The sequence below is a fragment of the Candidatus Fukatsuia anoeciicola genome (assembly GCF_964059965.1).
Lineage (GTDB): Bacteria > Pseudomonadota > Gammaproteobacteria > Enterobacterales > Enterobacteriaceae > Fukatsuia > Fukatsuia anoeciicola.
Genome location: NZ_OZ060923.1, coordinates 471,053 through 483,937 on the forward strand (window position 1 = coordinate 471,053; position 12,885 = coordinate 483,937).

The 12,885-nt window shown below is 27.7% G+C and carries 9 protein-coding genes; 5 read left to right on the top strand and 4 right to left on the bottom strand.

Annotated elements, in window-relative coordinates:
- The first annotated feature begins 761 nt into the window (after positions 1 to 761).
- Positions 762 to 2,051: a serine hydroxymethyltransferase gene (glyA, locus tag AB4W73_RS01610; protein WP_367680688.1), complete on the top strand. Its 1,290-nt coding sequence runs from the start codon at positions 762 to 764 to the stop codon at positions 2,049 to 2,051.
- Between the two features lie 69 nt (positions 2,052 to 2,120).
- Here glyA and accC read toward each other — a convergent pair whose 3' ends face one another.
- The 4 genes from accC to AB4W73_RS01630 all read right to left on the bottom strand — a co-directional run bounded on the left by accC (position 2,121) and on the right by AB4W73_RS01630 (position 7,799).
- Positions 2,121 to 3,470 carry an acetyl-CoA carboxylase biotin carboxylase subunit gene (gene accC / locus AB4W73_RS01615; protein ID WP_367680689.1) on the bottom strand — a complete coding sequence of 450 codons (1,350 nt, stop codon included), beginning with the start codon at positions 3,468 to 3,470 and terminating at the stop codon, positions 2,121 to 2,123.
- 10 nt (positions 3,471 to 3,480) lie between these two features.
- Positions 3,481 to 3,939: an acetyl-CoA carboxylase biotin carboxyl carrier protein gene (accB, locus tag AB4W73_RS01620; RefSeq protein ID WP_367680690.1), complete on the bottom strand. Its 459-nt coding sequence runs from the start codon at positions 3,937 to 3,939 to the stop codon at positions 3,481 to 3,483.
- A 1,477-nt stretch (positions 3,940 to 5,416) separates the two neighbouring features.
- Entirely contained in the window at positions 5,417 to 7,453 is a 2,037-nt protein-coding gene (ligA, locus tag AB4W73_RS01625) for an NAD-dependent DNA ligase LigA (RefSeq protein ID WP_367680691.1), read from the bottom strand.
- A gap of 127 nt (positions 7,454 to 7,580) precedes the next feature.
- Positions 7,581 to 7,799 (bottom strand): cell division protein ZipA C-terminal FtsZ-binding domain-containing protein, encoded by a 219-nt coding sequence (locus AB4W73_RS01630; RefSeq protein ID WP_367680748.1) that lies wholly within the window; start codon positions 7,797 to 7,799, stop codon positions 7,581 to 7,583.
- A gap of 1,013 nt (positions 7,800 to 8,812) precedes the next feature.
- Between AB4W73_RS01630 and AB4W73_RS01635 the strand changes: the two genes are divergently transcribed.
- The 4 genes from AB4W73_RS01635 to AB4W73_RS01650 all read left to right on the top strand — a co-directional run bounded on the left by AB4W73_RS01635 (position 8,813) and on the right by AB4W73_RS01650 (position 12,210).
- Positions 8,813 to 9,070, top strand: a complete 258-nt coding sequence (locus AB4W73_RS01635) for an HPr family phosphocarrier protein (protein WP_367680692.1) — start codon at positions 8,813 to 8,815, stop codon at positions 9,068 to 9,070.
- A gap of 40 nt (positions 9,071 to 9,110) precedes the next feature.
- Positions 9,111 to 10,850, top strand: coding sequence for a phosphoenolpyruvate-protein phosphotransferase PtsI (gene ptsI / locus AB4W73_RS01640; protein ID WP_367680693.1), 1,740 nt, complete (start codon positions 9,111 to 9,113; stop codon positions 10,848 to 10,850).
- 35 nt (positions 10,851 to 10,885) lie between these two features.
- Positions 10,886 to 11,395 (top strand): PTS glucose transporter subunit IIA, encoded by a 510-nt coding sequence (crr, locus tag AB4W73_RS01645; protein ID WP_367680694.1) that lies wholly within the window; start codon positions 10,886 to 10,888, stop codon positions 11,393 to 11,395.
- A 65-nt stretch (positions 11,396 to 11,460) separates the two neighbouring features.
- Complete coding sequence (locus tag AB4W73_RS01650) at positions 11,461 to 12,210, top strand: FAD-binding oxidoreductase (RefSeq protein ID WP_367680695.1); 750 nt, start codon at positions 11,461 to 11,463, stop codon at positions 12,208 to 12,210.
- Positions 12,211 to 12,885: the final 675 nt, after the last annotated feature.

A 12,885-nucleotide genomic window follows, 5' to 3' on the forward strand; every position in this document is an offset into this window, starting at 1 on the left:
AGTAGTGAGATTATATGTATTAAAAAAGCAGTACAAATAAACTATACTTAATAGTATATTGAAAATCATGCAAAAATTATATAGTAATATAATATAATTACCTATATAGATGCGCTTAAGTGCATTCCTAATACTAAGTTGATTATCTATGTTTATACTAATTTAATTAAAATTAATTAATTATGTTTTCTCTATTATCAACCGTAATCTTAAATCTTAATTAATAGTAATAGTGATTACAGAATATATTTTATTTAGTTCTAAAAAGCACATGTGACATGAGAGATTCTATCTATCTTACAGAATTAATATAGTAGGCTAATAAATTATTATTAAATAAACTTTATAATATAATATATTTACTAAATAAATACTTTTAAGTTAGGATAAAATTTATATGTTAATTACTTATTGCATATTTAACGAAATATTTAAAACTAATTTGTACCATAATAAATTATTAATATAAAAAATTCTCTATTAATATCAATAGAAGATAAATTATTAATTAGCTAATACTAATAAAAATAATATTAATTTTTAGTAAAACTAAATCTACTATTATTTATTCGTTTATTTATTCATTACATTACAAAATAAACTATTTACATCATGTAATAATTTATACAAGAAGGTTATTTATAAAAGTAATTGACTATTCCTAATTTAACTTATATTAAACTTTTTATTACATTAAAATATGTAGGATTACTAATCTAGGTAAATAGCTTATTAGCTGTACATTTAATTAGGAGATCTAGATGTTAAAACGTAGAATAAATATTGCTAATTATGATAAAGAATTATGGCAAGCAATGAAACAAGAAGTAGAGCGTCAAGAAGAACATATTGAATTAATTGCATCTGAAAATTATGCTAGTTCACTAGTAATGCAGGCTCATGGTTCGCAGTTAACTAATAAATATGCCGAAGGTTATCCAGGAAAACGTTACTATGGTGGTTGTGAATATGTCGATCTAGTTGAACAATTAGCAATTGAACGTGCTAAACAATTATTTGTTGCTGATTACGCTAACGTACAGCCACATTCTGGTTCACAAGCAAATGCAGCTGTTTATATGGCTTTGCTTAAACCAGGTGATACTGTACTGGGTATGAATTTAGCTCATGGTGGTCATCTAACTCATGGTTCACCTGTAAACTTTTCTGGAAAATTATATCATATTATTTCTTATGGTGTTGATAAATCTGAAAAAATTGATTATCAGGAGCTAAAATATTTAGCCTACAATCACAAACCAAAAATGATCATTGGTGGTTTTTCCTCCTATTCTAACATAGTTAATTGGGCTAAAATGCGTGAGATTGCCGATAGCATTAATGCTTATTTATTTGTTGATATGGCTCATGTAGCAGGATTAGTGGCTGCTGGAATTTATGATACCCCACTCCCTCATGCTCATGTTGTCACTACTACTACCCATAAAACTTTAGCAGGTCCACGTGGTGGGTTAATTCTTGCTAAAAATAGTGCTAATATTACTACATATAATGATAAAAGACTAGATAGTGTAACTCTCTACAAAAAATTGAATGCTGCCGTATTTCCTGGTTCTCAGGGGGGGCCCCTTATGCACGTAATTGCTGCTAAAGCTATCGCATTTAAAGAAGCATTAGAACCTAACTTTAAAACTTATCAGCAGCAGGTAATCAAGAATGCTAAAGAAATGGTGAAGATATTTCTAAAGCGTGGTTATAAAGTAGTTTCAGGTGGTACTGATAATCATTTATTTTTAATAAGTTTAATAGATAAAAAACTAACAGGTAAAGATGTTGATACTGCCTTAGGTTATGCTAATATTACTGTTAATAAAAATGTAGTACCCAATGATCCTCTTAGTTCATTTATTACTTCTGGTATTCGTATCGGCACACCAGCTATAACGCGTCGAGGTTTTAAAGAGTTTGAATCATGTAAATTAGCAGATTGGATATGTGATATTCTAGATAATATTAAGAATAAAGATATTATTCAGGCAACTAAAGTAAAAGTTTTGAAGATTTGTAAAAAATTTCCAGTTTATAGTTAACTTTTTTCTAGGTATATTCATTAGTAAAAAGAGTCTAAGGAGCATGTAGCTCCTTAGGAAGGACAAAAATTAGGTTTCTTGTAATCTAAGTTTCTTCTCTAAATAGTGGATATTAGTACTTCCTTGTTGGAAAATAGGATCATTAATAATTCGTTTTTGTAATTCAATATTAGTTTTGATGCCATCAATAATTAACTCGCCTAATGCATTTTTCATACGAGAGATAGCAATATCACGATTTTCACTATAAGTAATAAGTTTGCCAATCATTGAATCATAATAAGATGGTACAGTATAACCTGCATAAATATGTGAATCCCAACGTACACCTAATCCCCCTGGCGCATGAAAACGTGTAATTTTACCGGAGCTAGGTAAAAAAGTATTTGAATCCTCAGCGTTAATACGACATTCAATAGAATGTCCAGAAATTTTTATATTGTCTTGTTTTATACTAAGTATTTGAGCAGCAGCAATACGTAATTGCTCTTTAATTATATCTATACCGGTTATCATTTCGGTAACTGGATGTTCAACTTGAATTCGAGTATTCATTTCAATAAAATAAAACTCCTCATTTTCATAGAGGAATTCAAAAGTACCAGCACCACGATACCCAATATTAATACAAGCTTTAACACAGCATTTACCAATATGATGTCTTACACTGCTAAGAATGCCAGAAGCTGGTGCTTCTTCGAGAATTTTTTGATGACGGCGTTGTATTGAACAATCACGTTCAGCTAAATAAATAGCATTACCTTGGCCATCAGCTAGAATCTGAATTTCAATATGACGCGGATTCTCAAGATATTTTTCCATATAAATATTATCATTATTAAAAGTAACTTTAGCCTCCCTGCGGGTTAAGGTAATGGATTGTTCTAGACTAGTTTCACTATGCACTACGCGCATTCCACGCCCTCCTCCTCCACCAGATGCCTTAATAATAATAGGATACCCAATTTTTTTTGCAATTTCTTTATTTTGTTCTGTATCATTCTGTAATAAACCATTAGAACCAGGAACACAAGGAATACCAGCTTTCTTCATGGCAGTAATTGCTGATACTTTATCTCCCATCATGCGAATAGTTTCTGGTTCAGGACCAATAAAAATAAATCCTGAACGTTCTACTCTTTCAGCAAAATCTGCATTTTCAGATAGGAAACCGTAGCCAGGATGGATAGCATCTGCATTAGTAATTTCAGCAGCTGAAATGATAGCTGGAATATTCAAATAACTATGTATTGAAGGAGCAGGACCAATACAAACGCTTTCATCTGCTAGTAATACGTGCTTTAAATCACGATCAGCAGTAGAATGAACTGCAACTGTATGGATTCCTAGTTCTTGACAAGCTCTTAAAATACGTAATGCAATTTCTCCTCGGTTGGAGATAACAATTTTCTTTAACATAAGTGCCTCTTTATTCGATAATGATAAGAGGTTGGTTATATTCAATTGGTTGACCATTTTTTACTAAAATAGCTTTTACTATACCAGCTTTATCTGATTGAATCTCATTCATCATTTTCATTGCTTCAACAATACATAAAATCTGACCAACAACTACTTTTTGTTCTACTTCAACAAATGCTTTTTCTCCCGGTCTTGGAGAGAGATAGCTGATACCAACCATGGGTGAATATATAATATGACCACTAGTATTAACTAATGCAGAAGATTCAACTACCGTGGATTTTATTGCAGTTGTAGGTACAGAAGGGTCTATGGGTGTAAAAGAAGGTTGTTGCATCATTGGGTAATAAGGTACTGCTGGTGTTCTATTAATACGTACTGACCTTTTGCCTTCTAAAATTTCTAATTCTGCAATACCAGATTCTTGAACTAGTTCAATAAGCTTTTTAATTTTACGAATATCCATAAGTATGATTCCGTACTCTTTACATGTTATAATTTAATAAGATATTGATAAATAATCAGACTTCTCATAAACCTAATGCGTATTAGATGTCTTGACTTCATATAATGAACTATGACTAGATAAAAGTCTATTGACTACTGTTTATGTAGTAAAATACTAACTATTTACCCATAACTTATAAGGTTATATCAAGCGTAATATCAAAAAACAGGAATAATAACGAAAAATTTTATTAGCATAAAGGTTAGATGGATGAATTTTAATAATATGCTATTATTTTATTAATATTTTAATTACTTTAAAATAACCCAATATAATTGATTTATCATTTTTTCTCATGAGATTACTATAATAATTAGTATTAAAGTGAAGTATTATGCTGCTATCACAGTAATTAGTAATGAAAGACTATATTTATTAGTTAAAATATTTTATGTAATATTTATATCTTTTGCTTTTCAAATTATGATGATATTTGTTGCTGTAATAACTCTAGTCATGTACCATTTATACCTTTTTTAGGATTTAATTAATTACTAACTTAACATACCTTAAAATTTATTAAATATAAAACTTTACTAATATATTAAAAATAAGATGTACTAAGTATAATAAGTACTAATTTTAAAAATATTTTATCTAAACTAGAATGTTTTTCTTTTACTTATTATACAGGATAATAATTCAGGTAATAAATAGTAGAGTATAAATTTAAAGTTTATTAAATAGTGTATGATAGTACTACATAAACTAACTACGTTTACTATTAAATTAAAGTAATAACATTTAATTACAAATAAATTTAAATATAAGTAATACTATTACCAAAGAATAATATTCTTAATTATAGAAATTAATTATACATAGAGATATCATATTATAATATGATCTTAAAAGAAAATATTTCTAGATATTAATAAAAAATTATAGAGAGAGTATTATTATTTAATATGATTCTATAAATCTATTAAATTATTATCCTTAGTATAATTAATTTTATTAGCATTATAATTAATGAAAAAGGTACGCTTAAATAATAGTATTACTATTATTTATATTAAATATTTTTCTTATATATAATGTTAGTTACATAATCAATGTAGTTTAGCTTTTTATTAATAAAAATACTAATAAAAAGATATAGTAATTTATTTATTCTATCATCATTACTAATTTTAATTTAGTATTAATATTAAAATTAGTAATGATAAATTTATTATTAGTTACTTTAGTTTTCAATTAAATTAATCTATGTATTATACTTATTATTTAATTACTATAACTAGTATTAAGATGTATTTAATTAATTAACTCTAATGCATTCATTATAGTTAATTAATTATTTAGATTCTATTATTTATAATATTATTGTTGATGATAAAATTAAGTTATACAATGCAGTTTAATAAATTTTACTGTATTGTATTTTAGTTGCTACTTTATTTTTTATTTATTAGTAATAAAATATACAAAAAGATTAATTATTAAATAGATTTATCATTTCGATCTCATTGATAATATTAATATTCAATTTTTGAGCTTCTTGAAGTTTCTTACCAGCAGACAAGCCAGCAATTACTAAATTAGTTTTATTTGAAATAGAATTCTTAATTTCTGCGCCTAAAGCACATAAACGATCTTTAGCATCATTACGATTTAATATAGTTAAACGACCAGTTAATACTACTATTTTACCTGCGAATGGATTATTAGTTTTAACAGTAATATTTTCTTTTGGTTTCGAGACTTCTGACCAATATAGAATATTTTTAAGTGCAGCAATAATCTGTTTATTATTTTTTTGTGCTAAAAAATGAATAATACGTGTAGCATTAACTGTACCTATATTGTGTACTTTTTTAAATGCCTCAATATTAGCAGCTTGTAAGTTTTCTAAATTACGAAAATGTACAGCCAGATTTGCCGCTATTACTTCTCCTACACCACGGATACCTAGTGCATAAAGAAAACGAGTAAAAGTTGTTTGTTTTGCTTTATCTAATGCATAAATTAGATTTTGTGCTGACTTATAACTTATCCTGTTTAATCTAATTAATTTTTCAACGGTTAAATAAAATAAATCAGCAGGATTTTGTATATATTCTTTTTTTATTAATTGTTCAATTAATTCTTCTCCTATACCTTCTATATTTAATGCTCGGCGAGAAACAAAATGTTTTATAGCCTTTTTATGTTGTGCAGCACAAGATATCGCGGCACTACAACGTAGTATAACTTTACCTTCTATTTGCTTGATATCTGAGCCACAAATTGGACAATATAAGGGAAAAATAATTTCTTGTGTATTTGTAGGCCGCACATTGATTATTACGCTAACAATCTGTGGAATAATATCACCTGCACGTCGTACTATTACAGTATCACCGATACGTAAACCTAAACGTTTTATCTCATCAGTATTATATAAACTTGCATTGCTAATGACTACACCAGCTATTTTCACAGGCTTTAACCGAGCAACTGGAGTGATGACTCCTGTTCGTCCAACTTGAAATTCTACGTCATGCACTTGCGTTATTTTCTCTTGAGCTAGAAATTTAAATGCTATTGCCCAACGAGGTGCTCGTGTACTAAAACCTAATTTTTTTTGTAATAAAAGATTATCAACTTTAATAACTAGACCATCAATATTAAAACCTAAGCTATCCCGTTGTTGTTCAATTTGATGGTAAAAAGTAATAACTTGATTACTACCAATACAAAGTTTAGTATGATTATCAACTGGTAAACCCCAGTTTTTAAATTGCATCAGACACTGCATATGACTCTGTGGCAATAATTCCCAGTTTAATAAACCTACACTATGACAAAAAAATGATAATGGTCTTTTAGCTGTAATATAAGGATCAAGTTGACGTAAAGAACCTGCTGCTAAGTTACGTGGATTAGCAAAAACCCTATTCCCTTTACGTCTTGCTTCTTCATTGAAATATATAAAATCGCGTTGTGATACAAAAATCTCACCACGAATCTCAATTTTCTGTGGAATATTATTACCATGTAGACGTAAAGGTATGCTGTGAATAGTTTTTATATTACGTGTAACGTTTTCTCCAATATTACCATCGCCTCTAGTTGCTGCCTGTACTAATTCACTATTTTCATATAATAAATTAATTGCTACACCATCTATTTTAAGTTCACAACAGAAAGCTAATTGTGCGCTAATATCAAAGTTTGTACTGTTTAAGTTAGCATATAGTTGTTTGTTAAAAGTTAAATAGCTTTCTTCATTAAAAACATTATCTAATGATAACATAGGAGTTATATGTTTTACCTGTTCGAATATATTCTGAGGTATTATACCAACTTGTTGAGTTGGTGAATCTTTATTAATGAACTCAGGGTATTTATTTTCTAATTTATACAATTCATTTATTAAACAATCATATTCTGCATCTGATATTTCTGGATCATCTAAAGCGTGATACCGATATCTATGATGATTCAATATAGTACATAGTTGATTAATTTGTTGAATTATCAGTTTCATAATTTACTAGTTATATCTAATATTTGATGGATACGCATTTTATAAATTTCAAACTTCTATGGTGTTATAATAATATGCTCATCATCTTATACTATACGGCTAGATTATTAGCAATGCATTGAGCTGATTATAACATAAACTTAAAATTTTGATAAGCATCACCACAAGAAGGTATAACTATTAAGAGAGATATACTAGATATGGTAAAATTTGTTATATTTACAAGATCAAAAAATCTTAGTTTAACTATATTTATTAAATTAAATAATATCGTGTAATTACTTGCTGAATTAAAGTAATAATGGAAAATATTAATTTTATTAAAGTATAATCCTGCTTGATGAATACTTTTTAATAACTATTAATCTATAATTAAGCTACTTAGATAAACTAAAATATTAAGTATTAATATAGTTTTTATTAATATTTCTTGCTTTATTTTTTATTTTTTACTCAACTTTTTCTTCTTGTTTAGTTTCTTTAGTCAGTACTGATAGTATTATCGTAGTTTGTGGTATTAGTGATATCATTAGGTTATTTTCATTTATTAATATCGTTAGTATAAATACAAGATTTTTCTTAATTTATTGTAAACTTATTTAGGTTATGCTAACAAAATAAGATCTACCTGATGAGAAATAGACACAACCATGCACATTTCTTCTACTTCTTCATCCAATAGATTTTTTTATCTTTATATCATAGATATTTATCTAAGAAATTACAAAAAAGTAAAAAATGTTTCTATGGTTAATCCAAAGGATATTAAATAACAAGGTAATTATAACACTTAAACTAATAATAATTAACATTAGACGCAAATTTTACATTATTAAAATCTCTATAATTTTTAATGTATCCATAGATTATTGCTAGAATATATATCTATCCTTTAACTTTTATTACTAATAAGTTTAACTATAGATTTTATAACTCTATGACATAAATAAACAACTAAGTAATAAATCCAATGTACATCAGTACAAATCTATGCTTATATTTTATAATAAAAGTTATATTCGTTATTTTTATTTATTACTCATATAACTTATGGTTAGTTAGTAAAAATTACCTATATGATACTCTAAGTTTCGAGACCATAGGAAATTAATAGGCATAGCAAATGTTATAGATGTCATTAAGAATGATTAAATTACAAATTAGTACTTTATGCTAAAAAGTAAAAAAATTAATCTAATTAGTTTTCATGTAGACTAAATAAAGATTCATATCACACTATAATTAATTTAGCCCTTAAAGTTTAGTAGTTAACTAATTTATTATTTTAACAAGTTTATTCTACACTTTTCATTATACTTGATCTTTATAATATCAATCCGATAAGTTGAGAAAAATTGCATGTTTAAGCAAAAAGTTATTATTACCTCACCCAATGGTTTACATACCCGTCCTGCTGCTATATTTGTTAAAGAAGCAAAAAAATTCCATTCTGAGATTACTGTTACTATAGACAGTAATCCTGTAAATGCAAAAAGTTTATTTAAACTACAAACTCTAGGTCTGAATCAAGGAGCTATTATGACAATTTCTGCTGAGGGTAAAGACGCAAAAGAGGCTGTAGAGCATCTAGCGCATCTAATTAATGAACTTAAATAGAGAATATAATTTTTAAACCAGTATATGAGTAGGATAAAGTATGACGTCAGGCATTTCAGTATCACCAGGTATTGCTTTCGGCAAAGCACTTTTGTTACAAGAAGATGAAATTATTCTCAATCGAGAAAAAATCTCGAATGAACAGGTGGTAGAGGAAATCGCTGCTTTTAGAGCTGGTCGGGCTAAAGCTTGTAAGCAATTAACTGTTATTAAAAGTAAAACAGTTAAAAGCTTAGGGGAAGAAAAAGCAGATATTTTTGCGGGTCATATTATGCTGTTAGAAGACGAAGAACTTGAACAGGAAATTATTATTTTAATTAAGGAACAACATATAACGGCAGGTGCTGCTGTTAATTCCGTATTCCAAAAACAAGTAAAAAAACAGCAGGAACTAGATAATAAATATCTTAGAGAACGTGCTATTGATACAGCTAATCTTTGTAAACACCTACTAAAAAATATTCTTAGTTTAGCTGTTGTTGATTTAAGTGCTATTTCAGAAGAGGTAATTATAGTAGCGACAGATTTATCACCATCTGAAACTGCACAGCTTGATCTTAATAAGGTGCTTGGTTTTATTACTGATGTTGGAGGCACTACTTCCCATACATCAATTATGGCACGTTCCTTAGAATTACCAGCTATTGTTGGTACGGGTAATATGAGTAAAAAAGTAAAAAATAATGATTATTTAATCCTCGATGCAGTTAAAAATCATATCTATATTAATCCAACTAATGAGATAATCGCTCTATTAACAAAACAGAGAAATGATTATATTTTAAAGAAAAATACTTTAGCGCAAGAGAAAAATTTACCTGCTATAACACTAGATGGGTATCAGGTTAAAATAGTAGCTAATATCAGTACTCCGCGTGATATTCAAATAGCTAAGCGACATGGTGCATCAGGCATTGGTTTGTATCGTACTGAATTTTTATTTATGGATCGCGATAGTCTGCCAACAGAAGAAGAACAGTTTATGGCGTATAAAATTGTTGCAGAAGCATTTAATTCGCGACCAGTAATTATTCGTACTATGGATATTGGTGGTGATAAAAATTTATCCTATATGAAACTCTCAAAAGAGGATAATCCATTTTTAGGCTATCGAGCTATTCGAATTTCTCTTGATCGTAGAGAAATCTTACGTACTCAATTACATGCAATTTTACGTGCATCAGTTTTTGGTAAATTACGTATTATGTTTCCAATGATTATCTCGGTTGAAGAAGTACATCAATTACAAATAGAGCTTGCTAAATTAAAAGAACAATTACAAAAAAAACGTCAACTTTTCGATGAGAATATTGAAGTAGGGATAATGATAGAGACACCAGCAGCTGCAGTTATTGCTGACATTTTAATAAAAGAAGTTGATTTTTTTAGTATTGGAACAAATGATTTAACTCAGTATACTTTAGCAGTCGATCGTGGTAATGAGCTTATTTCTGATCTTTATAAACCAATGTCTCCAGCTATTTTACGCTTAATCAAACAGGTTATTGATATTTCACATGTCGCAGGTAAATGGACAGGCATGTGTGGTGAACTTGCAGGAGATAAATGTGCTACATTATTGCTTCTTGGCATGGGATTAGATGAATTTAGTATGAGCGCTCCTTTAATTCCATGTATAAAACAGATCATTCGTAATACTCATTTTAAAGACATAAAAATATTAGCAGAAGAAGCTCTTGCTCAGACTACGGTATCGGGTGTAATGAAACTGATTAATGATTTTATCGCAGTAAAAAAACTTAACACTTATAATTTATAGACTATAACTAAATAGTTAATAACTAGGAGAAAATCATGGGATTATTTGAAAGACTAAAATTTTTAGTTTCAAATAATAAGAAAAATGATAGTACTATTGAGATAGTAGCTCCATTATCTGGAAAAATTATAAATATTGAAGATGTGCCAGATATTGTTTTTGCTGAAAAAATTGTAGGCGATGGGATTGCTATCGATCCTACTAGCAATGAAGTAGTTGCTCCGGTTAATGGAATTATTGGTAAAATTTTTGAGACTAATCATGCTTTTTCTATTAAATCCAATGATGGTATTGAAATATTTGTTCATTTTGGTATTGATACGGTCGAACTAAAAGGTGAGGGTTTTATACGTTTTGCTAAAGAAGGTCAACAGGTTAAAAAAGGTGATGTTATTATTGCGTTTGATCTTGCTTTACTAACAAAAAAAGTAAAATCTATTTTCACGCCAGTAGTTATTTCAAATATGGATGAAATAAAAGGTTTAATCAAACTCTCTGGTACTGTTATTGTAGGTAAAACACCTATTCTTCGCATCAAAAAATAAGTAAATATTATTTTATACTAAAGTAGATTAAATAAAATTATACTGATAGGGAGTAGTAAAAAGTTATGACCAAATGGGTTAGCGGTAAGGTTATTAATGTTGTGCGTTATACAAGTAGTTTATATAGCATTAAAGTTATGGCACCAGTAGACAGTTTTCTTCCAGGTCAATACGCTAAATTAGCACTAAAGATTAATAATAAACGGGTACAGCGTGCTTACTCTTATGTTAATGCTCCAAGTAATAAAAATCTTGAATTTTATTTAATTAATGTGCCTCAAGGTGAGCTTAGCCCCTATTTATGTCAATTATCAGCCGGAATGATGCTTATGATAAGCAAAGAACCTGCTGGATTTTTTATTTTAAAAGAAATTCCTCAATGTAATATCTTATGGATGTTAGCAACCGGTACAGGTATTGGACCTTATTTATCAATTTTACAGGAAAAAAAAGATTTAGAACGCTTTAACCATCTAGTATTAGTGCATTCTGTAAGATTAGGTTGTGATCTTAGTTATTTATCTTTGATGCAACAATTAGAAATAGAATATAACGGTAAATTACGTATCTGTACTATTGTTAGTAGAGAAAAATTTATTAACTCGTTATATGGACGTATACCTGAACTAATTAAAAATAATGCTCTAGAAAAAACTGTAGGATTAAAAATTACTGCTAAAAATAGTCATATCATGTTATGTGGTAATCCACAAATGATACGCGATACACAAAAAATATTACAAGATATCCATCAGATGAAAAAATATATAAGAAGTAGTAAAATAGGACATATTAGTAACGAACAATATTGGTAATTAGCTAATAAACATAAGGTAACATGATAATATTAGTAACAAAGAAAAACAGTTATACCATTACTACTAGTGGTAATGGTAAGTAGTGTTGATATTAATACGCTAGCCTCACTAGTTCCCTAGTGATATTGCTATCATAATTTTAACATAACTAATATACTACTATCAGTATTAGTATTTATAATAAACTTTCTCCTATATTTTATTTATTTACTAATTATCTAGCTTTTAATGTATATTTATATAATTATATAGCATTATAACTAGATAAATTAAATACTATTGATAAATAAATTTTAAGCTATCTATAAAAAAGAATCTCTTATCTTACTTGTGTTAACGGTTAATCAAATTAATGAAAAATCTTTATATCTTAACTATATTTAACTATATTTAACTATATTTAACTATATTAGAAATTAACAATAGCGATATTAAGATATTATAAATAATTTATTTATTAATTAACGGTAAAAAATTAGAAAAAAATAAAATTAGCAATAATCAATTATATGATAACATTAATATGTGGATTTTAAAATAGGTTTTCTATATAATAAAGTATCAGTAATATTTTAAATTTATTAAAAAATAAAAAGTATTTATTTTTATGCTTATTTAGCAGAAACTATTCTTTATATAATAGCAGATAATAATAAAAGGCTAACTTTTACT